We start from the raw sequence: 24,371 nt of genomic DNA on the forward strand, positions 1-24,371 counted from the left end.
TAAGCATTTCGCTAGAACTGCAGAGTAAATCCAGACACCATAGCCGCCACAGCCTCACACCCTGGAGTCCGTCAGCGTGGTGCAACACATTCCCGATCTTCCTCCTGAACTTCGTCCACTGGCCGAGATGCCCTGGTTCAAGCGTCTGGCCGCGCGTTTCTTCGGCCACGGCCTGACAAAACTGCGCGCCCAGCACCGCGCCTCGTGGCTGCACGGGCAAGCCGACGGGTTTCGCAGCGGGCACACTGCTGGCGTTGAATACGGCTTCAGGGAAGGCAAGCTCGAGGGGCTGGAAGAGGGCCGTCAGGTCCTGCTGATTCGCGACAGCCGTAACACCGAGCATCGGCCGCCCGGCGTCGATAACAACCTGTTCGACGACTGGCGCCTGCCGCTGACGGCGGAACTGAAAAAACGCATGAAGGCCGATGTTGCCCGTTTGCTGCCAGCCCACGCCCAGCCCAGCGCCGCGCAGTGGAAGATGATCTTCAGCGACACGCCGTCCACCTCGGTGGTGGCCGGTGCTGGCGCGGGCAAGTCCACTACGCTGGTGCTCCGCATACTTTTGCTCAGCCACTACCTGGGTTTTGAGCTGGATTCGATGACTGTGGTGACCTTCACCCGCGAATCGCGCAAGGATTTCATCAACAAACTGATTGAAATCTTCACGCTGTGGGGCCAGCCGCTGAACCTCAAACAGGCCCGTGAGCTGGTGCGAACCTTCCACTCGCGCATCTTGCCCATGGTCCGCAGTCTGCCTGGGTTCGAGCGCCTGCAGGCCTTCGAGAATCTCAGTGATCGTCCGCAGAGCAGCGCGGAAGAGGTCGACAGTAATCCGTTCGACCTGCGCATCAATGACGCGCAGCGACAGCAACTGAATGCCTGCTATCACCGCTTGTTCAACGAAGATGAGCGTTTCCGCCGGTTGATCCAGCCGCTGTCCCGCGCCGGGCTGCAGTTGAAGGAGCTGGAACGCGATCACCCCGATGTGCAGAAGCGCATGGCGGTCACCGAGCTTGCGGCCAAGCGCGATGAAGAGCTGTGCGACGTCATTGAGGATCTGTGGTTTCGCGCGGGTGCGTGGCCCATCAAGGGGATCGAACCCAGTCGGCAAACGTTCGAGATCAACGGTTCAACGTTCCACTGTCACGGCTATATCCCGAGCCTCGATGCCTGGGTGGTGCTCGGCTTTGACTCCAAAGAAAACGCCCAGCTATGTCGGCCAAACGCCAAACTGAGCGTCCGCGCAGAATGGGCGGTCAAGCGCACACTGTTTCAAGCTTTCTGTCGTAAACCATTGATATGGCTGGATAGTTACGAGTCGTCAAGGCGTGTTCTGGCCACCTTGGCCGGCGATGCCAGCGCCGGTCCCGGCTTCGACTACAAGGTTAAAGGCGAGTTGGCATCGGCGCCGCTGCTCGATTGTTTTGTCGGCGCGGCAGGCTTTATCGAAAACCTTGGCCTGGATGTACCCGACGCGGTCAGTCGCATGAGCTTTGCCAAGGACGATCCCGATCGGTTTTTCTTCGAAGCCCTGAGCCTGTTCTGGCGCGCGTTCGAGGATCACTTGCTGGACCAGAAACCGCCAGTGATGACCTACAACCGCATGTTCGCCCTGTTCAGTGAGCATTCACCGGAAAACCTCAAGTTGCTCAGCGATGAACTGCTGCGACCGATGTCGCATTTGATGATCGACGAGTTTCAGGACGTTTCGCCGCAGATCGTTTCGTGGATTCGCGCCAGCCTTAACGAAATCCGCAGCCGTGGCCCGGCCATGCACGTCGGGCGCGGTGCGCAGCGTTCGTCGCTGTTGTGCGTCGGCGATGACTGGCAATCCATTTACGGCTGGCGCGGCAGTTCGCCGAGCTACTTCATGGAGTTCAACAAGGAGTTTCCTTCGCCGAGCACCACGCGGGTGATGCTCAGTGACAACTACCGCAGTCATCAACACATCATCGATGCCGCCGAGCACATTGTCCGCGCAGCGCCGGCCATCGCAGGCAAGAAGGCCAGGGCCAGTGGTGAGCCCAAACCATTGCAGCCGGTCAACGTGCTTGAGCGGAATGACGAGGCGCTGGGTCAACGACTGGCGGAACATTACCGCCGCGGCGATTCGATCTTGATGCTCTATCGAAAAAGCAGCGATAAGTTATTGATAGAAGAGCATATTCAGCCGGTAGTTAATGTAGATTCGAACTTGCCCTACGAAGCGCGACGGCTGAAACAACTGACCTATCACAGTGCCAAGGGTTTGCAGGCTGATGCAGTGTTTCTGCTTGGCGACTGCCAGCACCTGACCAGTTCGCCGTACAAGAATCAGGTCTACCGCATGGCCGGACTGGGCAAAACCGGCGACAGCGAGCCGTACGACAGTGCGCAAAAAGACGAGATCCTGCGTCTGGCCTACGTGGGCATTACCCGGGCCGTCAGCCATTGCTACTGGTACGTCGAACCGCAAGAACCCCAAGCGGTGAACATGCCGAGAGCGTCGGATCGAGTCGCCAGGGGCAAGCCATTCTTCGTCGATCATCGCGCGGAGAAGACCACCGCCTAAGCATAAAAAAGCCCGCATTGCTGCGGGCTTTTCTTTTTGAATCAGTCGGTTATGCGTAGTTCTTCAGGGATTCCGGAGGAGTGAACGCTTCCAGTTCATCCTCGATGGCTTCAATGATTCGTTCGACGTCCGCCGCGTTCATCACCGTCGCACAGGGAATGCCGGCAATGGCGATCATGGTTTCGCCGCTGGCACGATCGAACAGACGGGCGATCAGGCTGCCCGGTGCATCCATCGTCGCTTCGAATCCCATGGGATGAAAATGCCAGCGCATCAACTGGCAAGCGTTGGGAAAAGTTACTTTGCTGGACCCTTTATTCATGGTGTTGCCCGCCTGCTTCATCGAGCGCTTCCTTTTGCTCATGTTAGGTGGGAAGAGCCTTCATTGGCTCAACCAGTGCTTGAGCTTTAAAAGTAGCATCCGTGTGTGAAAAAACTGTGAGTTTTTTCAGTCCGTTTAGCGATTGATTCGCATTTTTTGATGTAAGTCACTGGCTCATCGATTATCGCCAAAACGCCACCATGGATTTTTCATTGAAGCGGCAGAGGAAGTTGGGCAAGCTCGGTTCTTTTTCGCCGAGCCGCTTATGCACGCCGATGACGACGGCCCAGAACAGACCCAGGCCACTGCCGCGACGGTCATGCGCTATCACCTGAGCTGGAAGCACCGGGATCTGGACAGCGTCATGGCGCTTTATCACGCTGATATCCAGTACAACGATTTCTTTCAGAATCGCGTGCTTGCTCTGGACGAGTTGCGCGAATACGTGCGCGTCAGCATGCCGCGAGAATCCGACGAACTGCTCGAACATTGCGACCGCATCCGGGTGGACGGCAACACGGCGTTCATTCAGTACGAGGTGACTTTGCGCGGTGGCGATGGCCTGGTGTCGTTCCGTTCCAGCGAAGCGATCACGGTCAAGGACGGTTTGATCTGGCGCGTCAACGAGTACGCCTCGCTGGTGCGTACGCAAGCCGACGGCACTTCGGCACCCAGCCAGCGCCCGGCGGTCAGTCGTCTCGGGCTGTCACCGCGGCAATTGAGTTTCATGGCCGAAGACCTGCAGCAGTATTTCGAAAACCAGCAACCATATCTGGATCCTGAGCTCGACCTGCAACGGGTGGCGAAGGAGTGCGGGTACAGCCGCAATCAGATCTCCTATCTGCTCAACCAAGTGCTTGGGCAAAGCTTCTATCGCTACGTCAATCAGGCGCGCCTGCAGCATTTGCTGCGCGCCCTCGACAGCGCCGCGCCGCCGTTGCGTATCGATGAGCTGGCGTTCGCCGCCGGCTTCAATTCGCTGTCAGCGTTCTACAAATGCTTTCGCGAGCACACAGGCCAGTCACCCAAGGCCTACGCCAGACAAATTTCTCTGCGGGCACGCGCGCAAGACAGCCACTGAAGGCAACCACTAGGATCGACGCCATTGAGGTTTTCAGTGGCGGAGTCTGGCATGTCGGCGTGGCGCACGATCAGTTTGTGGATGGATCAGCTCGAAGAGCCGCTGGTGGCCCGGCCTGCGCTGGAGCGGGATCTGGACGTCGACGTGGCAATCATCGGCGCCGGTTACACCGGACTGTGGACGGCGTACTACCTGAAGAAACACGCGCCCGGCCTGGATATCGCCATCATCGAAGCGCAAACCGCCGGATTCGGTGCTTCCGGCCGCAATGGCGGCTGGCTGATGGGCAACCTGCTCGGCGAGGATCGTCTGCTGGCAGGGTTGTCGCCAGAACAACGCCGGGCTTCTTACGATCTGCTGCACAGCATTCCTGATGAAGTGGAAATCGTCATCGAACGTGAAGGCATCGACTGCGATTACCGCAAGGGTGGGGTGCTTTATTGCGCCGCGCGCTATCCCGAACAGGAAACTGTGCTGCGCGATTACCTGAGCAAGCTGCAAGCTCAAGGGCTGACGGACGACGATTACCGCTGGCTCAGCCCCGAGCAACTGGCTCAGCAGCTCCGCGTGGCGAAACCTTACGGCGGCATCTTCGCCCCTCACGTTGCGACCATTCACCCGGCGAAACTGGTGCGCGGTCTGGCGCAGACCGTGCAGAACATGGGCGTGAAGATCTATGAAAACAGCCCGGTGACCCACTGGCAGTCAGGCAGTTTGCGCACCGCCAAAGCCAGCGTGCGCGGCCGCTGGATTGTCCCGGCTGTGGAAGGTTATTCGGTGACGTTGCCGCCGTTGGGCCGCTATCAGTTGCCGGTGCAAAGCCTGATCGTCGCCACCGAGCCGCTGTCGGCTGCGACCTGGGATGAAATCGGCCTGAATCGCGGCCAGGCGTTCAGTGAATTCAGCCGTCAGGTCACCTATGGCCAGCGCAGTGCCGATAACCGCCTGATTTTCGGCGCCCGTGGCGGTTATCAGTTCGCCGGCAAGCTGCGTCATGACTTCAACCTGACCCGCGACGAGGTCGAACTGCGCCGCTATCTGTTCGGCGAACTGTTTCCGCAACTGAAAAACGTGCAGATCACCCACGCCTGGGGCGGCAACCTCGGCATGTCGCGGCACTTCAAGCCGCACATGCTCTGCGACCGCGCCAATGGCATCGCGCTGTCCGGCGGTTACGGCGGGGAAGGTGTCGGTGCCAGCAATCTCGGCGGACGCACCCTGGCCGATCTGATTCTCGAACGCGACAGCGAACTGACCCGGCAGCCGTGGGTACTGCCCGATGGCGGCATTCATGCGCTGCGCGCCTGGGAGCCGGAGCCGTGCCGCTGGTTGGGCTACAACGCGATCATCAAAAGCTTCGTGCACGAAGACCAGACCCTGGCCAACCCGGCCACTGCACCCTGGCGGCGCAAGCTGGCCAGCCGGGTCGCCGGCTTCATGGAAGGTTTCATGCACTAAACGCCGTTTCCCTCAATAAACAGGTCACGCCATGAGCATCACCCAATTCAAGAACACCGCCACGCTGGCGCTCGAAGAATCCAGCCCGGTCGCCGTGCCCCTCGGCGAGCCCGTCGCAATCGCCTCGACCACCAGTGTCGAGCGCGACGACGGGGTTGAAACCGGCGTCTGGGAGTGCACCCCAGGGCGCTGGCGGCGGCAGATCACTGCGCAGGAGTTCTGCCATTTCATTTCCGGGCGCTGCACGTTCACCCCCGACGGTGGCGCCGAAACCCTGCACATACAAGGCGGCGACGCACTGATGTTGCCAGCCAACACGCTCGGGATCTGGGATATCCAGGAAACCGTGCGCAAGAGCTACGTGCTGATTTTCTGATTGTTCGATCGTTTGATTGCCTGCCAACAAAAAAAGCCCATACAGGAATCGCCCCATGATCCAGAAAACCCTCGCATTGGCTCCGCTGCTGCTGGCCGTTTCCGTCAGTCACGCGGCCGAGACGGTCAAGGTCTACAACTGGTCCGATTACATCGCCCCGGACACCACCAAGAATTTCCAGAAAGACACGGGCATCGGCGTCACCTATGACGTCTACGACAGCAACGAAACCCTCGACGGCAAGTTGATGACCGGCAAATCCGGATACGACGTGGTCTTCCCGTCGAACCATTTCATGGCGCGGCAGATTCAGGGCGGGGCACTGAAAAAGCTCGACAAAAGTCAGCTACCGAACTGGAAGAATCTCAATCCGGCGTTGCTCAAGGCTTTGCAGACCAACGACCCGAACAACGAGCACGGCTTTCCATACCTGTGGGGCAGCACCGGTATCGGCTACAACATCGCCAAAGTCAAAGCGGTGCTGGGCGACAACGCGCCGGTGGATTCCTGGGACCTGATTTTCAAGCCCGAATACATGGAAAAGCTGCAGAAGTGCGGGGTGGCGATTCTCGACAACGGCCCGGAATTGCTCCCGGCGGCGCTCAACTATCTCGGTCTGCCGCACCACAGCAAGAATCCCGAGGACTACAAGAAAGCCGAAGCGCTGCTGATGAAAGTCCGGCCCTATGTCAGCTACTTTCATTCATCGAAATACACCAGCGACCTGGCCAACGGTGATATTTGCGTAGCGGTCGGGTTTTCCGGGGACATCCTGCAAGCCGAGAACCGCGCCAGGGAAGCGAAAAACGGCGTCGAGATCGGTTATGCGATTCCCAGGGAAGGCGCGGCAATCTGGTTCGACATGGTCGCCATGCCCGCCGACGCCCCGGACGAGAAGGCCGGCTACGCCTTCATGAACTACCTCCTGCGCCCCGACGTCATGGCCGGGATTACCAACTACGTGCATTACGCCAATGGCAATGAACAGGCGGACGGCCTGATCGATCCGGCGATCAAGAACGACACCAAGGTGTACCCGAGCCCGGAAATGATGGGCAAGCTGTTCGCTCTGGAGGCGATGCCGCTGAATATCGACCGGATTCGTACGCGGGTCTGGAACAAGATCCGCACCGGTAGCTGAGTTTTCCAGGACGAACACACAAGACCCCTGTGGGAGCGAGCCTGCTCGCGAAAGCGGTCTGTCATTCAACAATTATGTTGACTGGGCAGGCGCCTTCGCGAGCAGGCTCGCTCCCACAATGATATTGCGTGAAGCCAGTAGTTGATATCAAAGCACTGGCACCGCTGTCTGAAAGTGTGACTTGCCCAACAAATCCAAACTTACCGATATTTAATATTTAAATAGAAAATCGTCAGACGATTTGCCCTGTCCCCAGCAACTAACAACAATCTTTCCTCCCCGCGCGCTTTGTTTACGGCAGTTTCCTGATATAGCGAAATTGGATCGCAAAAAAATCCTTTACGACAGATTTCAAATTGTGTCAGGTTCGTTACGCCTTCATTGGGCGAGTGATAGGACGATCTCGCCAAAGATCGTCCTGTCGGACAAAAACTGTTCCATTGCTAAACAAGGAAGTGTGTTTATGTCAAAAGTTAAAACCAACGCTGTTGATTCCGCCGAACAGGCTTTCCAATTGGCCGCCTTCAGCTCGGCGTACAACCAGATCAATAGCTTCAGCCATCAATACGATCGTGGCGGCAACCTCACGGTCAATGGCAAACCCTCGTACACCGTCGATCAGGCGGCTACGCAATTGCTGCGTGATGGCGCTGCCTACCAGGACAAGGACGGCAGCGGCAAAATCGAACTCACCTATACGTTCCTGACGTCGGCATCGAACAGCACGATGAACAAGCACGGGATCAGTGGGTTCAGTCAGTTCAGCGCGCAGCAGCAGGCGCAGGCCAAGCTCGCCATGCAATCCTGGGCCGACGTGGCCAATGTCACGTTCACCGAGAAAGCTTCGGGCGGCGACGGCCACATGACGTTCGGTAACTACAGTGGCGGCCAGGATGGCGCGGCGGCGTTCGCCTACCTGCCAGGTACCGGCGCCGGTTATGACGGTACTTCGTGGTACTTGATCAACAGCGGCTACACGCAGAACAAGAACCCGGATCTGAACAACTACGGTCGTCAGACCCTGACCCACGAAATCGGCCACACCCTGGGCCTGGCTCACCCTGGCGACTACAACGCCGGCAATGGCAACCCGACCTACAACGACGCGACTTACGGCCAGGACACCCGCGGCTACAGCGTCATGAGTTACTGGAGCGAGAGCAACACCAACCAGAACTTCAGCAAGGGCGGCGTCGAAGCCTATTCGTCCGGCCCGCTGATGGACGATATCGCCGCCATCCAGAAACTCTACGGTGCCAACACCAGCACCCGCACCGGCGACACCACCTACGGCTTCAATTCCAACGCCGGCCGCGATTTCCTCAGCGCTTCGTCGTCGAGTGACAAAGTGGTGTTCTCGGTGTGGGACGCCGGCGGCAAGGACACTCTGGATTTCTCTGGCTTCACCCAGAACCAGAAGATCAACCTCAATGACGCTTCGTTCTCCGACGTGGGCGGGCTGGTCGGCAACGTGTCGATTGCCAAGGGCGCGATCATCGAAAACGCCATTGGCGGTTCGGGCAGCGATCTGTTGATCGGTAACAGTGTGGCCAACGAGCTGAAGGGCGGTGCCGGCAACGACATCCTCTACGGCGCGGGCGGTGCCGACAAGCTGTGGGGCGGCGCCGGTTCGGACACTTTCGTGTTCGCTGCCAGCTCGGACTCCAAGCCGGGTGCGATCGATCAGATCCTCGATTTCGTCAGCGGTCTGGACAAAATCGACCTGACCGGCATCACCAACGGGGCGGGCCTGCACTTCGTCAGCAGCTTCACCGGTTCCGCTGGCGATGCAGTGCTGACCTCGTCGGGCGGCAACAGCCTGTTGTCGGTTGATTTCTCCGGGCACGGCGTGGCGGACTTCATCGTCAGCACCGTTGGCCAGGCAGCGACCAGCGACATCGTGGCGTGATGTGAAGGGAAAGCGGCGCCCAAGGCGTCGCTTTCTTTACTTGCATCGGTAGGCGCTGTACGCAACGCTTAGGGCTGGAGCGAAATTTCCCATGATCTACAGAGCTTTTACCTACAAGGCATCGGCGTGGCTTTCAGTGGCGCTCGTTACGATTTCAGGAGCAACAGCGATGGCAAGCAGCCTCAGACTCGAAGAACCCTCCGTGTTTGCCGGAAAGTGGCAGGCAACACTGTCCAGCACAGTCGAGGACCTGCGGACGCAAAAGCTGCAGGACAAACCCTCCAATACCTGTAGCGTCGAACTGCTCGCCAACAAGACCGTTGGCCAGGGAGCAGACTGTCTGGGTGCGTGGCTCGAGCAAGCTCCGATCGGCTGGTTTCCTGATCCTGACGGCTTGTCGATCACCGGTAACGAAGGCTCAAGAATCCAGTTTTTCAGCCGACAACGTGATGGGTTGTATCTGGCGACTTTGAAGTCCGGGCTGATCGTCACGCTGGAACGTACGGCGCCCGATAACTGATCGGCCTTTTTACAAACCAATACAGCTATAGCGATTGGTCACACGGTTATAAGCAAGGTCAATAAAGGCAACTGCGCCGCAATATTCGGCGTTAGTTGTTATGAAAGTGTAAGTGGCCGCCGCGCAAGTGTATCCGCGGATGGCTCGCTTAATTAATTGAAGTGTCGCCTCGCAGGGGCGATGAATAATGTTCAGGAATAATCAATGAAGATGGCGAAGGCCCCAGCCACCGCTCCGTTAATCAAGGCATTGGGTGACTATAAGAGCATCTTGATCAGCGTCGGTTGTTTTACCGCGCTGATCAACGTGCTGATGCTGGTGCCGTCCATCTACATGCTGCAAGTCTACGATCGGGTGCTGTCGTCGCAGAACGAAACCACCCTGGCGATGCTGTCGCTGATGGTCGTCGGTTTCTTCGCCTTTATCGGGCTGCTGGAAGTCATCCGCAGCTTTATCGTCATCCGCATCGGCAGCCAGCTGGAGCGCCGTTTCAACCTGCGGGTCTATCAGGCTGCATTCGAGCGCAACCTGTTCAAGGGCGAGGGCAATGCCGGGCAGTCGCTGGGCGACCTGACCCACATCCGTCAGTTCGTCACCGGTCCTGCATTGTTCGCCTTCTTCGATGCGCCGTGGTTTCCGGTCTATCTGTTTGTCATCTACCTGTTCAACGTCTGGCTCGGCGTGCTGGCCACGGCGGGTGCGTTGCTGCTGATTGCACTGGCGTGCCTCAACGAATACATGACCAAGAAGCCGCTGGGCGAGGCCGCCGGGTTTTCCCAGCAGTCCAGTCAGTTGGCTACCAGCCATTTGCACAACGCCGAAACCATTCAGGCCATGGGCATGCTCGGGTCGCTGCGCAAACGCTGGTTCGGGGTGCATTCGCGCTTTCTCGGCTTGCAGAACCAGGCCAGCGACACCGGCGCGGTGATCAGCTCGTTGAGCAAAACCCTGCGTCTGTGCCTGCAATCCTTGGTGCTGGGCCTGGGCGCTTTGCTGGTGATCAAAGGCGACATGACCGCCGGGATGATGATCGCCGGTTCGATCCTCATGGGCCGCGTGCTCAGCCCGATCGACCAGTTGATCGCCGTATGGAAACAGTGGAGCGGGGCGAAGCTGGCTTACCGCCGTCTGGATGCGCTGTTGCAGGCGTTCCCGCCAAGCGACGAGGCCATGGCGCTGCCAGCACCGAAGGGCCAGATTGCCTTCGAACAGGTCAGCGCCGGCCCACCGGGACAACGTTCCGCGACGTTGCATATGGTCAATTTCAACCTCGGTGCCGGTGAAGTACTCGGTGTGCTCGGCGCTTCCGGCTCCGGCAAATCGACGCTGGCCCGCGTGCTGGTCGGCGTGTGGCCAGTACTGGGCGGCACCGTGCGTCTGGATGGCGCCGATATCCACCGCTGGAATCGCGATCAGCTTGGCCCTTACATCGGCTACCTGCCGCAGGACATCGAGCTGTTCAGCGGCACCATCGCGGAAAACATTGCGCGATTCAGTGAAACCGACTCGCAAAAAGTCGTCACCGCCGCGCAACAGGCCGGCGTCCACGAGATGATCCTGCGCCTGCCGCAGGGCTACGACACGAAGCTGGGCGAGGACGGCAGTGGCTTGTCCGGTGGCCAGAAGCAACGCGTGGCGCTGGCCCGTGCGCTGTATGGCACGCCGAGTCTGGTGGTGCTGGATGAGCCCAACTCCAATCTCGATACGGTCGGCGAGGCTGCACTGGCCAGTGCCATCGCACAACTCAAGGCCCAGGGCACCACCGTGATTCTGGTTACGCACCGCTCTTCGGTACTGGCCCAGGCTGACAAGCTGTTGGTACTCAACGAGGGTCGTCTGCAGGCGTTCGGCCCGAGTCAGGATGTGCTCAAGGCACTGTCCGGGCAACAGGAACAGCACCGCGAAAAAGCTGCACAAGCACCGGGCGGGCTCAGCATGAGCCGGCAGTATCAGCCCACGACCAGGAATTCGGGTGTATGAGCAGCGCCAGCATGAACACTGAAAACGAAGCGAACATGGAACACGCCTATCTCACTGAGCGTCCGGAACGCGATGCGAAATTTTTCGCGCGCATGGGCTGGATTCTGGCCATCGTCGGCGCTGGCAGTTTCTTCACCTGGGCGGCACTGGCGCCGCTGGATCAGGGCATTCCGGTGCAGGGCACGGTGGTGGTTTCGGGCAAGCGCAAGGCCGTGCAATCGATGAGCAGCGGCGTGGTCAGCCGGATTCTGGTGCGCGAAGGCGAAATCGTGAAGCAGGGCCAGCCGCTGTTCCGCCTCGACCAGACGCAAGTGGCGGCCGATGTGCAATCGCTGCAGGCGCAATACCGCATGGCCTGGGCCAGCCTTGCGCGCTGGCAGGCCGAGCGCGACAACCTCAAACAAGTGACCTTTCCGCCCGAATTGAGCGACGACCCGGATCCGCGTCTGGCGCTGGTGCTGGAAGGCCAGCGGCAACTGTTCAGCAGCCGCCGCGAAGCGTTCTCGCGGGAGCAGGCGGCACTGCGCGCCAATATCGAAGGCGCCACTGCGCAACTGGCCGGGATGCGCCGCGCGCGCAGCGACCTCAATGCCCAGGCCAGCTCTTTGCAGCAACAATTGAGCAACCTGCAACCGCTGGCCGACAACGGCTACATTCCGCGCAACCGCTTGATGGACTACCAGCGGCAATTGTCGCAAGTGCAACAGCAACTGGCGGAAAACACCGGCGAAAGCGGTCGTGTCGAGCAGGGCATCCTTGAGTCGCGCCTGAAATTGCAACAGCACGGCGAGGAATACCAGAAGGAGGTCCGCACGCAACTGGCCGACGCGCAGTTGAAGAGCGTGACCCTGTCCGAGCAACTGACCTCCGCCGGTTTCGATTTGCAGCACAGCGAGATCCTGGCGACTGCCGATGGCGTAGCGGTCAATCTCGGCGTGCACACCGAAGGCGCCGTGGTGCGTCAGGGCGAAACGCTGCTGGAGATCGTTCCGCAAGGCACCACCCTGGAAGTGGAAGGGCATTTGCCAATCAATCTGATCGACAAGGTCGGCACGCATCTGCCGGTGGACATTCTGTTTACCGCCTTCAACCAGAGCAAGACCCCGCGCGTGCCCGGCGAAGTCAGCCTGATCTCCGCCGACCAGATGGTCGATGAGAAAACCGGCGTGCCCTATTACGTGCTGCGCAGCAGCGTCAGCGATCAGGCGATGGAAAAACTCAACGGCCTGGTGATCAAACCGGGCATGCCAGCGGAAATGTTCGTGCGCACTGGTGAGCGTTCACTCCTCAACTACCTGTTCAAACCGCTGCTCGATCGCGCCGGTTCCGCGTTGACCGAGGAATAAGGATGTTCGGCTGTATGAATAAGCTTTCAATGCTGGCAGCAGTCATGTTGTTGGCCAGTCACTCGGCAGTCGCGGCCATGGGGCCGTTCGAGATCTACGAACAGGCATTGCGTAACGACCCGGTGTTCCTTGGCGCGATCAAGGAGCGCGATGCCGGCCTGGAAAACCGCGCCATCGGCCGCGCCGGGCTGCTGCCTCGCATCGGCTACACCTACAACAAGGGGCGCAACTCTTCGAAGGCTACGTCGCTTGATGATCGTGCGCGCAACCGCACCGACGAGCGCAACTACAGCAGTTACGGTTCGGCGCTGACCGTGCAACAACCGCTGCTCGATTACGAGGCTTACGCGGCGTATCGCAAGGGTGTCGCCCAGTCGCTGTTCGCCGACGAAGCGTTTCGCGGCAAGAGTCAGGAGCTGTTGGTGCGAGTGCTGGATAACTACACCAAAGCCCTGTTTGCCCAGGATCAGATCGACATCGCCCAGGCGAAGAAGAAGGCCTACGAGCAACAGTTCCAGCAGAACGAACACATGTTCAAGCAGGGCGAGGGCACCCGCACCGATATTCTCGAAGCCGAGTCGCGTTATGAATTGGCGACTGCCGAGGAGATCGAAGCGCGCAACGAGCAGGATGCTGCCTTGCGCGAACTGGGGGCGCTGGTCGGCGTGCCAGCGGTGGACATCGCCGACCTGGCCCCGCTCGGTCAGCAGTTTCAGACCTTCACGCTGCAACCGGCCAATTTCGACACTTGGCATGAACTGGCGATCAGCAACAACCCGAACCTGGCTTCGCAACGCCAGGCTGTCGAGGTGGCGCGCTATGAAGTCGAGCGCAACCGCGCCGGGCACCTGCCGAAGGTGAGCGCCTACGCCTCGATGCGCGACAACGAGTCGGAGAGCGGCAATACCTACAACCAGCGCTACGAAACCAACACCATCGGCCTGGAAGTCAGCGTGCCGCTGTACGCCGGGGGCGGGGTATCGGCTTCGACCCGTCAAGCCAGCCGCACCATGGAACAGGCCGAATACGAACTGGATGGCAAGACCCGCGAGACCTTGATCGAACTGCGCCGACAATTCAGCGCCTGTCTATCGGGCGTGAACAAATTGCGCGCTTATCAGAAGGCCTTGAAGTCGGCGGAAGCGCTGGTGGTGTCGACCAGACAAAGCATTCTGGGCGGCGAACGGACCAATCTCGACGCATTGAACGCCGAGCAGCAACTGTTCACCACCCGCCGGGATCTGGCCCAGGCGCGTTACGACTACCTGATGGCCTGGACCAAATTGCATTACTACGCCGGCACCCTGAACGAGCAGGATCTGGCCCGGGTGGATGAGGCATTTGTGGTCGCGCAACAGCCCTCACCCTAACCCTCTCCCAGAGGGAGAGGGGACCGATTCGGGGAGATTGAAGAGATACACCGACTTGAACGAGCGGCACTGAATCCATAGTCGGCTATTTTTCCAGGTCGATGATGACTGAAGACAACACAAATCGGCTCCCTCTCCTCGGGGAGAGGGCTGGGGTGAGGGGAACGGGCGACACCGCAGTCAGCCTTGTACAAAAAAACAAAAAACGAGAGTGATCAACATGGACGTACGCATCAAGCCGATCTCGGTCGGCACGCTGTTGCTTGTGATTTCTGCAAACCAGGTTCAGGCCCAATACCTGGAATCCGGCCAGCCCGGCGATCCGGCCAGTTGGCGCAGCGCCGAGTTTCTGCGTGACTGGGGTCTGGAGCGCATGCAGGCCGATCAAGCCTACGCCGCCGGCATCACCGGCAAGGGCGTAAAAATCGGCGCGCTCGATTCCGGTTTCGATGCCGCCCACCCCGAATTCTCCGCCGACCGTTATCACCCGGTAACCGCCAGCGACAGCTACGTCGATGGCTCAGTGTTCAACGTCGACGGCACGCTCAACCCGAACAACGACTCCCACGGCACCCACGTGGTCGGCACCATGGGCGCGTCGCGTGACGGCAGCGGCATGCATGGCGTGGCGTATAACGCGCAAATCTACGTCGGCAATACCAACAAGAACGACAGTTTCCTCTTCGGTCCCGGCCCTGATCCGCGCTATTTCAAAGCGGTCTACGACAGCCTGGCCGACGCCGGCGTGCGGGCGATCAACAACAGCTGGGGCAGTCAGCCGCCGGATGTCAGCTACCGCACGCTGGCGGATCTGCACGCCGCCTACGCGCAACACTGGAACAAGGGCACATGGCTCGACGCCGCTGCCGATGTGTCGCGGCGCGGCGTGATCAATGTGTTCAGCGCTGGAAACAGCGGGTACCCGAATGCCAGCGTACGCTCAGCGCTGCCGTACTTTCAGCCCGATCTGGAAGGCCACTGGCTGGCGGTGTCCGGGCTCGATCAGAGCAATCAGCAGAAGTACAACCAGTGCGGCATCGCCAAATACTGGTGCATCACCACACCGGGGGCGAAGATTGACAGCACCATTCCCGGTGGCGGTTACGGGATCAAGTCCGGCACCTCGATGGCCGCACCGCACGCGACCGGTGCCCTGGCGCTGGTGATGGAACGCTATCCGTACATGAACAACCAGCAGGCGCTGGAAGTGCTGCTGACCACCGCCACCCAGCTCGATGGCTCGGTCACCGACGCACCGAACGAGCGCGTCGGCTGGGGCGTCGCCAACCTCAACCGGGCCATGCGCGGGCCGGGGCAATTGCTCGGCGCGTTCGATGCCAATCTTGAGGCAGGGCAGCGCGATGTCTGGAGCAATGACATCTCCGACAAGGCGCTGATCCAGCGTCAGAGCGAAGACCTCGCCGAGCACAGCGCCTGGCAGCAAACCCTGCAGGATAAAGGCTGGCAGAACGGCGTTGCGGCCGGCGCCAGCCAGCAGGATCAGACCGATTACGCGGTCGGCATGCTCCGCGATGCAGCAGCGGCGAACCGGGTGTATCAGGGCAGCCTGATCAAGTCCGGCGCCGGTCAATTGCTGCTCAGCGGCGCAAACACCTACCGTGGCCCGACCACCGTAAACGGCGGGCTGCTGACCGTGAACGGTTCGCTGACCTCAGCGGTCACCGTCAACGACAGCGGGACCCTCGGCGGCTCCGGACGCATTGCCGGGTTGACCGCCAACCGCGGCGGCCGGGTCGCGCCGGGCAATTCCATCGGCACCTTGAACGTCGCCGGTGATGTGACATTCGCACCGGGCTCGACTTACGCCGTAGAGCTATCGCCAGGCAGCAGCGACCGTATCGTTGCTGGCGGTACGGCAACCGTCAGCGGCGCCAGCGTCAGTCTCGCGCTGGAAGATAGCCCGACACTGCTCAGCAGCGCCGAAGCGCAAAGCCTGCTCGGCCGTCAGTACAACATCCTGCAAGCGGCCGGCGGCGTTCAGGGACAGTTCGCTGCGGTAGTACCGAACTACCTGTTCATCGGCGGCGCCCTCGATTACGCCGCAAGCGGCATTCAGTTGAACATCGAACGCAACACGACCAGCTTCGCCAGCGTCGGGCAAACGCCCAACCAGCGTTCGGTGGCGGCGGCCGTCGAAGCTTTGGGCGCCGGTAATTCCGTCTACGAAAGTGTGTTGCGTGCACCCACCCAAGCCTCGGCGCAGCAAGCCTTTCAACAGCTGAGCGGCGAGATTTATCCGGCGCTCGGCACGATGCTGATCAATGACAGCCGCCAGTTGCGTGATGCAGTCGGCGAGCGCCTGCACGATGAGTCCGCGACCCGCGGCAACGGCTGGATCAAAGCCCTTGGCGCGTGGGGCAGCACCGATTCGGGCCACGACACCGCAGGCTACAGCACCTCGATCGGCGGCCTGCTGGCCGGTGTCGACGGCGCGCTTGACGAGCAGACCCGCATCGGTCTGGTCACCGGCTACAGCGACAGTTCACTGAGCATGGGCTCGGGCACACACTCTTCGGCGAAAGTCGACAGCTATCACCTCGGCGCTTACGCCGGCCACGACCTCGGCCCGTGGCGCTTGAGCACCGGCGCGGCGTATAGCTGGCATCGCGGCGATGTGAAGCGCGATCTGCAATACGCCGAAGTCAGCGCCAAGCAGAAAGCCAAGCTTGATGCGACCACCACCCAGGTCTTCGGCGAGGCAGCGTATCGCTTGCAGCTGCAACCGTTGGCGCTGGAACCGTTCGCCAACCTGACTTACCTGCATCTGGACACCGAAGGCTTCACCGAAAAGGGCGATGCGGCTGCGCTGAAAAGCTCGGGCGATCAGCGCGATGTGGTGCTGAGCACTCTGGGCGTACGGGCGAGCAAAACCTTCAACCTTTCGAACCAGCAAGCGCTGGACGTCAGCGCTCGTCTCGGCTGGCAGCACAGCCTCAGCGATATCGATTCCGAGCAACATGTGCGCTTTGCCAATGGCGGCACGCCGTACGCGGTGGAGAGCTCGGCGCTGGTACGCGATGCGGCGCTGGTCGGCGTGCAGGCCAGTCTTGCGTTGAGCAAGGACGGGCGGGTCAACCTCGATTACAACGGCCAACTGGCCAGCCGCGAGAAGCTGCATGGCGTTGGGCTGAGTCTGAACTGGCAGTTCTGACCGAGCGCTTTCCTGTGGCGAGGGAGCTTGCTCCCGCTGGGGCGCAAAGCGGCCCCCGCCTTGCGTCAGGTAGATCGCGGTGACTGATTTTACGGCTGCTGCGCAGCCGAGCGGGAGCAAGCTCCCTCGCCACAAATCGCGTGCACGGCAGCACAGACAACAGGATTTTTCGCAACATCACTAAGGAAGGTCGTGGATGGATAACAACAATACCCCCGCGCAATCGGGTGGCCGCTTTGCCCTGAAAACCCTGACAGTCGCAATGCTTTGTGCCAGTGCGATGGCGCAGGCAGCGCCTTACGTGGAAAACGGCCGCAACGGCGATCCGTCGAGTTGGCGCAGCAATGAATTCAAGGCTGACTGGGGCCTGGGCGCGATCGGCGCGGATTACGCTTACGCCGCCGGCTACACCGGCAAAGGCGTGAAACTGGGGATCTTCGATCAGCCGGTGTACGCCGCGCATCCGGAGTTCTCCGGTAGCAACAAAGTGGTGACCCTGGTCACCAGCGGTATCCGCGAATACACCGACCCGTACATTCCGGTGAAGGCCGGCGATGCGTTCCTGTATGACGGTTCACCCTCGGTCGGCTCCAACGGCAAACTCGGCGCCCACGGCACTCACGTTGGCGGCATCGCGGCGGGCAGTCGCGACGGCGGGGTGATGCATGGCGTCGCGTTCGGCGCGCAGATCATCAGCGCCGACAACGGCGACCCGGGGCCGGAGGACGGCATCGTTCGCGGCAACGATGGTGCGGTGTACAAGGCCGGTTGGGATGCGCTGATCGCCAGTGGGGCGCGGATCATCAACAACAGCTGGGGCATCGGCATCACCGACCGCTTCGACCTCGGCGGCCGCGATCCGGCGTACCCGCATTTCACCGTCAACGACGCGCAATTGCAATTCAACGAAATCCGCACCTTGCTCGGCACCAAACCGGGCGGCGCCTACGACGGTGCGATTGCCGCCGCACGCAGCGGCATCGTCACCATTTTCGCCGCCGGCAACGACTACAACCTCAACAACCCGGATGCCATCGCCGGTCTCGGCTATTTCGTCCCGGACATCGCGCCGAACTGGATCACCGTCGCCGCGTTGCAGCAGAACCCGGACGCGGCCAGCGCCAACCCCTACGTGATCAGCACGTTCTCCTCGCGTTGCGGCTACACGGCGAGTTACTGCGTCTCGGCGCCGGGCACGAAGATCTACAGCTCGATCATCGAAGGCACCAACGCCGGCAACCTGACCACCGGCTACGCCAACTACAACGGCACGTCGATGGCGGCACCGCACGTCGCCGGTTCCATCGCGGTGCTGATGGAGCGCTTTCCGTACATGAGCGGCGATCAGGTCGCCAGCGTGTTGCGCACTACGGCGACCGACCTCGGCGCGCCGGGCATCGACGCCTTGTACGGTTGGGGCATGATCAATCTGCGCAAAGCCATCGACGGCCCGGCGATGTTCGTGACCGAGCAGGATATTCCCGAGGAATTCCGCGTGCAGGGCGCTTACGGCTCCGGCCAGTTTGTTGCTGACTTGCCGGGCATCGGCGCGATCATCGATCAGGGCAAACCGACCGAGCGGGTCTGCAGCGACATCACTTGCGGCCTCGACACCTGGCGCAACGACATCGGCGGCCATGGCGGTCTGACCAAGCAAGGCATCGGCACCCTGGTGCTGACCGGCAACAACACTTACAGCGGCCCGACCCTGGTCAATCAGGGGCGACTGGCAATCAATGGCTCGCTGCAATCGGCGGTCACGGTGAATGATGGTGGTGTTCTCGGCGGCAACGGCCGCATCGGCGCACTGGCGGTAAATAGCGGCGGTACGGTGGCACCGGGCAATTCCATCGGCACTCTGAATGTGGCCGGTGACGTGACCTTCGCGCCGGGTTCGACCTACGCCGTAGAGCTGTCGCCAACCAGCAGCGACGAGATCGTTGCGAGCGGCAAAGCGGTCGTCGAAGGCGCCACGGTGAGCCTGTCACTGGAAAACAGCCCGACCTTGCTCAGCACCGGCGAAGTGCAAAGCCTGCTCGGCACCCGTTACAACATCCTGCAAGCAGCGGGTGGCATTGAAGGGCGCTTCGGTCAGGTCTTGCCGAATTACGCCTTCCTCGGCGGCACCCTCGATTACTCGGCGGGCGGCATTCAACTGGCGGTCGGGCGGAATGAGGCATCGTTTGCCAGCGTCGGTCTGACGCCCAACCAGCGCGCCGTCGGTGCCGCCGCCGAGCGTCTGGGCGCAGGCAATGCGCTGTTCGAAACCCTGTTGCTGTCGCCAAACGCGGCGTCGGCGCAGCAGGCTTTTCAACAGTTGTCGGGTGAAATCCACCCGGCCATTGGCACGCTGCTGATCAACGACAGCCGTTACCTGCGCGAAGCGGTCGGCGAGCGTCTGCGTGAGCGTGATCTGTTCAATGCCGATGCGCCGACGGATGATCGCAGTAACGTCTGGGTCAAGGTCCTCGGATCGTGGGGCGAGAGTGATGGCGGACATGAGAATGCCGATTCCAACAGCTCCATCGGTGGGCTGCTGGCCGGTGTCGACGGTCTGATTGCTGAAGATACCCGTCTCGGTTTCGTCACCGGTTACAGCGACAGTTCGTTGAGCATGGGCAGCGGCACGCATTCCTCCGCGTCGGTCGACAGCTACCACTTGGGCGCGTATCTGGGCCATCAAATCGACGCGTTGCGCCTGACCGTCGGCGGCGCCTACAGCTGGCATCGCATCGATGTGAAACGTGATCTGCAGTTCGGCGACGTCAGCGGCAAACAGAAAACCAAGCGTGACGCGACCACCGCGCAACTGTTCACCGAGGCCGCCTACGATCTGGGCCTGCAACCGATGAACCTCGAGCCGTTCGCCAATCTGTCCTACGTCCACCTCAACACCGACAGTTTCACCGAGAAGGGTGACGCCGCCGCGCTCAAGGGTGGTGAAGACAACCGCGACGTGGTGCTGTCGACCCTCGGCGTGCGTGCCAAGCGCAGCTTTGCCCTGTCGGACCAGCATCAACTGGAGCTGGGCGCGAGCCTCGGCTGGCAGCACAACCTGAGCAGCGTCGATGCCGACAGCCACCTGGCCTTCGCCAACGGCAACAGCGCGTTCACCGTGCAGAGCGTGTCGATGGATCGCGATGCCGCCGTGGTCGGTGTACGTGCCGGTCTGGCGCTCAATCGCGACGTGCGGGTCAACCTCGATTACAACGGCCTGATCGGTTCCAGCGAGAAGGATCACGGCGTTGGTCTGACCCTCGACTGGCAGTTCTGAGGCGTAACCGGCAGCGCTTCACGGGCTGCCGGTTTTTCACGAAAAGGGAGCGCTGCACATGGGACTGTTCGATTACAAAAATGCCGACGGCAAAGGCTTGTACAGCGACGCCATCGCACTGACGCTGTATGCCTACACGCCCACCGGCAAACCGTTGCCCGCCACCGCGTGGGCGCCGGTCACTGCGACGGCGCTGGGCTATCAGGGCAAGGTCGGCGCGCAAGGTACGTTTTTCGGTGAAAAGGACGGTTTCACCAGCGCTGAAGCCGAAGTGCTCGGCAGATACGACGCCGCTGGCAAACTGATCGGCCTCGGCATTGCCTTTCGCGGCACCGGCGGGCTGGGTTACAGCGACACTTTCGGCGATCTGAAAAACAATCTGCTGGCAGCGGTCGGGCCATCGGATTATGCGAGCAACTACGCGAAAAACGCCTTCGACAAACTGCTTGAGGCCGTCGCCGCTTTCGCGATTGGCAACGGCATTGCTGCCGGGGACGTGCTGATCAGCGGCCACAGCCTCGGTGGCCTCGGGGTCAACAGCGTCGCCGAGTTGAGCGCGGACAACTGGGGTGGCTTCTACCAGCACGCCAATTACATTGCGTTCGCCTCGCCGACCCAGAGCAGCGTCGGCAGCCAGGTGCTCAATATCGGTTTCGAGAACGATCCAGTGTTCCGCGTGCTCGACGGCACCACGTTCAGCACGGCGTCGATGGGCAAGCACGACAAGCCGCACGAATCGACCACCGATAACCTCGTCAACTTCACCGACAACTACGCCTCCACGGCGCAGAACCTGGTGCCGTTCAGCATCGTCAACCCGCTGAACTGGTCGGCGCACAGTTCGCTGGGCTATGCCGATGGCTTGAATCGAGTGATCGATTCGGCGTTCTACAACCTGACCGAGCGAGACTCGACGATCATCGTCGCCAATCTTGAAGAAGCGTCGCGGGGCAAGACCTGGGTCGAGGACCTGGGCCGCAGCGGCGAGCCGCACACCGGCAGCACTTTCATCATTGGCTCGCAGAGCGGCGACTGGCTCAAGGGCGGGGCGGGCAACGATTTTCTGGAAGGGTTGGGCGGCGATGACCGTTTCCGCGATGACGGCGGCTACAACGTGATTTTGGGCGGGCAAGGCCACAACACTTTCGATCTGCAGAAACCGCTGCAGAACTTCAGCTTCGCCAACGACGGCGACGGCACGCTGTACGTGCGCGACGCCTATGGCGGCATCAGCCTGACCCGCGACATCGGCGCGCTGGTCAGCAAGGAGGCCGGTTCATGGTGGGGCAGCAAGGAGCTCACTTGGGGCGTCACCGCCAAGGGCTTGAGCAACGGCAGCGAACTGACCCGGTACAACCATTCGCTCAGCGGTGATGGCTACGGCAACGCGCTGCACGCCACGGCGGACGGCGACTGGCTGTTCGGCCTCGGTGGCGATGACCAACTGATCAGCGACAAGGCGCAGGTGACCTTCGTTGGCGGCGCCGGCAACGACGTGATGACGGCGGTGGGTGGCAACAACACCTACCTGTTCAGCGGCGCGTTCGGTTTTGATGCGATCAATGGTTATCAGGGCAGCGACAAATTGCTGTTCATGGGCGTCGAGGGCGCGGGGCAGGGCTATGACTACAAGCAGCATGCCGCGCAGTCCGGCGCCGACACCGTGCTGAAGATTGGCGATTTTGCCGTCACGCTGATTGGCGTGGGCGTGGCTAACCTGTCTGACTCGAGCTTCGTCTTCGCCTGATTCCCAATAGGTGGGCGATCCTGAATTGGAAGCGGTTTTGCTGACGAAACGCATTCAACTGTAGGAGTGAGCCTGCTCGCGATAGCGGTGTTTCAGATAAAAATTTCTCAACTGACACACCGCTATCGCGAGCAGGCTCACTCCTACAAAGGGAAATGTGCGAAATGTAATGAATGCTCCGGAGCCCTGCGCTCTGGCTGTGAGCTATCTCTGACAATTCCAACAAGAAGAGAGGCAATGGCAATGGGTGTATACGACTACAAGAACCTCACGACGGCCGATTCCAAGGCGCTGTTCAGCGATGCCATGGCGATCACGCTGTATTCCTATCACAACCTCGATAATGGTTTCGCCGCCGGCTACCAGCACAACGGCTTCGGCGTCGGCCTGCCGGCGACGCTGGTCACCGCGTTGATTGGCGGCACCGATTCGCAAGGGGTGATCCCCGGTATCCCGTGGAATCCGGACTCGGAAAAGCTCGCCCTCGAGGCCGTGCAAAAGGCCGGCTGGACGCCAATCAGCGCCGCGCAGTTGGGCTACGACGGCAAGACCGATGCACGCGGAACGTTCTTCGGCGAGAAGGCCGGCTATACCAGCGCGCAGGTGGAAATCCTCGGCAAATACGACGCCCAGGGTCACCTCACCGAACTGGGCATTGCCTTTCGTGGCACCAGCGGCCCGCGGGAGATCCTCATTGGCGATTCGATTGGCGACGTGATCAGCGATCTGCTCGCAGCGTTCGGCCCGGCCGATTACGCGAAGAACTACGTCGGCGAAGCCTTCGGCAACCTGCTCAACGATGTCGTCGCATTCGCCCGGGCCAACGGCCTCAGCGGCAAGGACGTGCTGGTCAGCGGCCATAGCCTTGGCGGCCTGGCAGTGAACAGCATGGCCGACTTGAGTGGCGGCAAGTGGGATGGATTCTTCGCCGATTCCAATTACATCGCCTACGCCTCGCCGACCCAGAGCAGCGGCGACAAGGTGCTGAATATCGGCTACGAAAACGACCCGGTGTTTCGCGCCCTCGACGGTTCCACCTTCAGCAGTGCTTCGCTGGGCGTGCACGACGCGCCGCACGTATCGACCACCGACAACATCGTCAGCTTCAACGACCACTACGCCTCGAGCGCGTGGAACGTGCTGCCGTATTCGATCCTGAACATTCCGACGTGGATTTCGCACCTCCCGACCGGTTATGGCGACGGCATGACCCGCGTGCTGGAATCGAAGTTCTACGACCTGACCAGCCGCGACTCGACGATCATCGTCGCCAACCTGTCCGACCCGGCCCGGGCCAACACGTGGGTGCAAGACCTCAACCGCAACGCCGAAACCCACAAGGGCAGCACCTTCATCATCGGCAGTGACGGCAACGACCTGATCCAGGGCGGCAATGGCAATGACTACCTTGAAGGGCGCGCCGGCAATGACAGCTTCCGCGACAGCGGTGGCTACAACATCATTCTGGGCGGGCAGGGCAGCAACACGCTCGACTTGCAGCAGACGGTGAAGAACTTTGATTTCGCCAATGACGGCGCCGGCAACCTGTACATCCGCGATGCCAACGGCGCAATCAGCATCACCCGCGACATTGGCAGCATCGTGACCAAAGAGCCGGGCTTTCTCTGGGGCGTTTTCAAGGATGACGTGGTGCACAGTGTCACTGCCACGGGGTTGAAAGTCGGCAGCAACCTCACCGCTTATGAATCGAGCGTGAAAGGCTCGGCCGGCGCTGACACGCTAAAGGTGCACGCTGGCGGCGACTGGCTGTTCGGGCTGGAGGGTAATGACCATTTGCTCGGCGGCGCGGGCAATGACGTGTTTGTCGGTGGCGCGGGCAATGACCTGATGGAATCGGGCGGCGGGGCGGATACGTTTCTGTTCAATGGCGCGTTTGGCCAGGATCGGGTGGTTGGCTATACGGCCGATGACAAACTGGTGTTTCTTGGCGTGCAGGGTGTGTTGCCGGGGGAAGATTTCCGCGCACATGCGTCGGCAGTTGGGCAGGACACAGTGCTGACGTTTGGTGGGGATTCGGTGACGTTGGTGGGGGTGGCGCTGGGCAGTCTGAGCGCTGACGGGGTTGTTATTGCCTGATGTTGGTGCGGGGCCTGTGCCGGCCCC

Annotated in this window: 15 protein-coding genes; 14 read left to right on the forward strand and 1 reads right to left on the reverse strand. The window is 60.9% G+C overall.

The window, feature by feature from the left end:
• Positions 1–76 precede the first annotated feature (76 nt).
• Positions 77–2,551 (forward strand): UvrD-helicase domain-containing protein, encoded by a 2,475-nt coding sequence (locus BLU71_RS07530; RefSeq protein WP_083352708.1) that lies wholly within the window; start codon positions 77–79, stop codon positions 2,549–2,551.
• Between the two features lie 49 nt (positions 2,552–2,600).
• Here BLU71_RS07530 and BLU71_RS07535 read toward each other — a convergent pair whose 3' ends face one another.
• Positions 2,601–2,873 carry a DUF1652 domain-containing protein gene (locus tag BLU71_RS07535; protein ID WP_042610106.1) on the reverse strand — a complete coding sequence of 91 codons (273 nt, stop codon included), beginning with the start codon at positions 2,871–2,873 and terminating at the stop codon, positions 2,601–2,603.
• A gap of 265 nt (positions 2,874–3,138) precedes the next feature.
• On the opposite strand from BLU71_RS07535, the gene BLU71_RS07540 reads away from it, so the two are divergent.
• The 13 genes from BLU71_RS07540 (at position 3,139) to BLU71_RS07600 (ending at position 24,344) form a co-directional block, all read left to right on the forward strand.
• Complete coding sequence (locus BLU71_RS07540) at positions 3,139–3,954, forward strand: AraC family transcriptional regulator (protein ID WP_083352709.1); 816 nt, start codon at positions 3,139–3,141, stop codon at positions 3,952–3,954.
• 51 nt (positions 3,955–4,005) lie between these two features.
• Positions 4,006–5,412, forward strand: a complete 1,407-nt coding sequence (locus BLU71_RS07545) for an NAD(P)/FAD-dependent oxidoreductase (protein WP_083352710.1) — start codon at positions 4,006–4,008, stop codon at positions 5,410–5,412.
• 31 nt (positions 5,413–5,443) lie between these two features.
• On the forward strand, positions 5,444–5,788 hold the full coding sequence (locus BLU71_RS07550) for a cupin domain-containing protein (RefSeq protein WP_083352711.1): 345 nt from the start codon (positions 5,444–5,446) through the stop codon (positions 5,786–5,788).
• A gap of 55 nt (positions 5,789–5,843) precedes the next feature.
• Positions 5,844–6,929 (forward strand): polyamine ABC transporter substrate-binding protein, encoded by a 1,086-nt coding sequence (locus BLU71_RS07555; protein WP_042610051.1) that lies wholly within the window; start codon positions 5,844–5,846, stop codon positions 6,927–6,929.
• 463 nt (positions 6,930–7,392) lie between these two features.
• Positions 7,393–8,838 (forward strand): serralysin family metalloprotease, encoded by a 1,446-nt coding sequence (locus BLU71_RS07560; protein WP_042610050.1) that lies wholly within the window; start codon positions 7,393–7,395, stop codon positions 8,836–8,838.
• Between the two features lie 91 nt (positions 8,839–8,929).
• On the forward strand, positions 8,930–9,358 hold the full coding sequence (locus tag BLU71_RS07565; protein ID WP_156889217.1) for an AprI/Inh family metalloprotease inhibitor: 429 nt from the start codon (positions 8,930–8,932) through the stop codon (positions 9,356–9,358).
• A 204-nt stretch (positions 9,359–9,562) separates the two neighbouring features.
• Positions 9,563–11,338, forward strand: a complete 1,776-nt coding sequence (locus tag BLU71_RS07570) for a type I secretion system permease/ATPase (protein WP_083352713.1) — start codon at positions 9,563–9,565, stop codon at positions 11,336–11,338.
• Positions 11,335–12,684, forward strand: a complete 1,350-nt coding sequence (locus tag BLU71_RS07575) for an HlyD family type I secretion periplasmic adaptor subunit (RefSeq protein WP_042610047.1) — start codon at positions 11,335–11,337, stop codon at positions 12,682–12,684. Before BLU71_RS07570 ends, BLU71_RS07575 begins: the two co-directional genes overlap by 4 nt.
• A gap of 2 nt (positions 12,685–12,686) precedes the next feature.
• Positions 12,687–14,054, forward strand: a complete 1,368-nt coding sequence (locus BLU71_RS07580; protein ID WP_083352714.1) for a TolC family outer membrane protein — start codon at positions 12,687–12,689, stop codon at positions 14,052–14,054.
• 220 nt (positions 14,055–14,274) lie between these two features.
• Positions 14,275–17,226, forward strand: coding sequence for an autotransporter serine protease (locus tag BLU71_RS07585; protein WP_083352715.1), 2,952 nt, complete (start codon positions 14,275–14,277; stop codon positions 17,224–17,226).
• Between the two features lie 196 nt (positions 17,227–17,422).
• Complete coding sequence (locus tag BLU71_RS07590; protein WP_083352716.1) at positions 17,423–20,500, forward strand: autotransporter serine protease; 3,078 nt, start codon at positions 17,423–17,425, stop codon at positions 20,498–20,500.
• A 58-nt stretch (positions 20,501–20,558) separates the two neighbouring features.
• The gene (locus BLU71_RS07595) at positions 20,559–22,247 is read left to right on the forward strand and encodes a polyurethanase (protein ID WP_083352717.1); all 1,689 of its coding nucleotides are present in this window, start codon (positions 20,559–20,561) and stop codon (positions 22,245–22,247) included.
• 243 nt (positions 22,248–22,490) lie between these two features.
• On the forward strand, positions 22,491–24,344 hold the full coding sequence (locus tag BLU71_RS07600) for a polyurethanase (protein WP_083354311.1): 1,854 nt from the start codon (positions 22,491–22,493) through the stop codon (positions 24,342–24,344).
• Positions 24,345–24,371: the final 27 nt, after the last annotated feature.

The organism is Pseudomonas moraviensis, assembly GCF_900105805.1.
GTDB classification, from domain to species: domain Bacteria; phylum Pseudomonadota; class Gammaproteobacteria; order Pseudomonadales; family Pseudomonadaceae; genus Aquipseudomonas; species Aquipseudomonas moraviensis_A.

Excerpts from the sequence above, each read along its gene's own strand:
- BLU71_RS07535 (WP_042610106.1), bottom strand. The coding sequence starts at position 2,873 with ATGAATAAAGGGTCCAGCAAAGTAACTTTTCCCAACGCTTGCCAGTTG.
- BLU71_RS07540 (WP_083352709.1), top strand. The coding sequence starts at position 3,139 with ATGCACGCCGATGACGACGGCCCAGAACAGACCCAGGCCACTGCCGCG.
- BLU71_RS07545 (WP_083352710.1), top strand. The coding sequence starts at position 4,006 with ATGTCGGCGTGGCGCACGATCAGTTTGTGGATGGATCAGCTCGAAGAG.
- BLU71_RS07550 (WP_083352711.1), top strand. The coding sequence starts at position 5,444 with ATGAGCATCACCCAATTCAAGAACACCGCCACGCTGGCGCTCGAAGAA.
- BLU71_RS07555 (WP_042610051.1), top strand. The coding sequence starts at position 5,844 with ATGATCCAGAAAACCCTCGCATTGGCTCCGCTGCTGCTGGCCGTTTCC.
- BLU71_RS07560 (WP_042610050.1), top strand. The coding sequence starts at position 7,393 with ATGTCAAAAGTTAAAACCAACGCTGTTGATTCCGCCGAACAGGCTTTC.
- BLU71_RS07565 (WP_156889217.1), top strand. The coding sequence starts at position 8,930 with ATGATCTACAGAGCTTTTACCTACAAGGCATCGGCGTGGCTTTCAGTG.
- BLU71_RS07570 (WP_083352713.1), top strand. The coding sequence starts at position 9,563 with ATGAAGATGGCGAAGGCCCCAGCCACCGCTCCGTTAATCAAGGCATTG.
- BLU71_RS07575 (WP_042610047.1), top strand. The coding sequence starts at position 11,335 with ATGAGCAGCGCCAGCATGAACACTGAAAACGAAGCGAACATGGAACAC.
- BLU71_RS07580 (WP_083352714.1), top strand. The coding sequence starts at position 12,687 with ATGTTCGGCTGTATGAATAAGCTTTCAATGCTGGCAGCAGTCATGTTG.
- BLU71_RS07585 (WP_083352715.1), top strand. The coding sequence starts at position 14,275 with ATGGACGTACGCATCAAGCCGATCTCGGTCGGCACGCTGTTGCTTGTG.
- BLU71_RS07590 (WP_083352716.1), top strand. The coding sequence starts at position 17,423 with ATGGATAACAACAATACCCCCGCGCAATCGGGTGGCCGCTTTGCCCTG.
- BLU71_RS07595 (WP_083352717.1), top strand. The coding sequence starts at position 20,559 with ATGGGACTGTTCGATTACAAAAATGCCGACGGCAAAGGCTTGTACAGC.
- BLU71_RS07600 (WP_083354311.1), top strand. The coding sequence starts at position 22,491 with ATGGGTGTATACGACTACAAGAACCTCACGACGGCCGATTCCAAGGCG.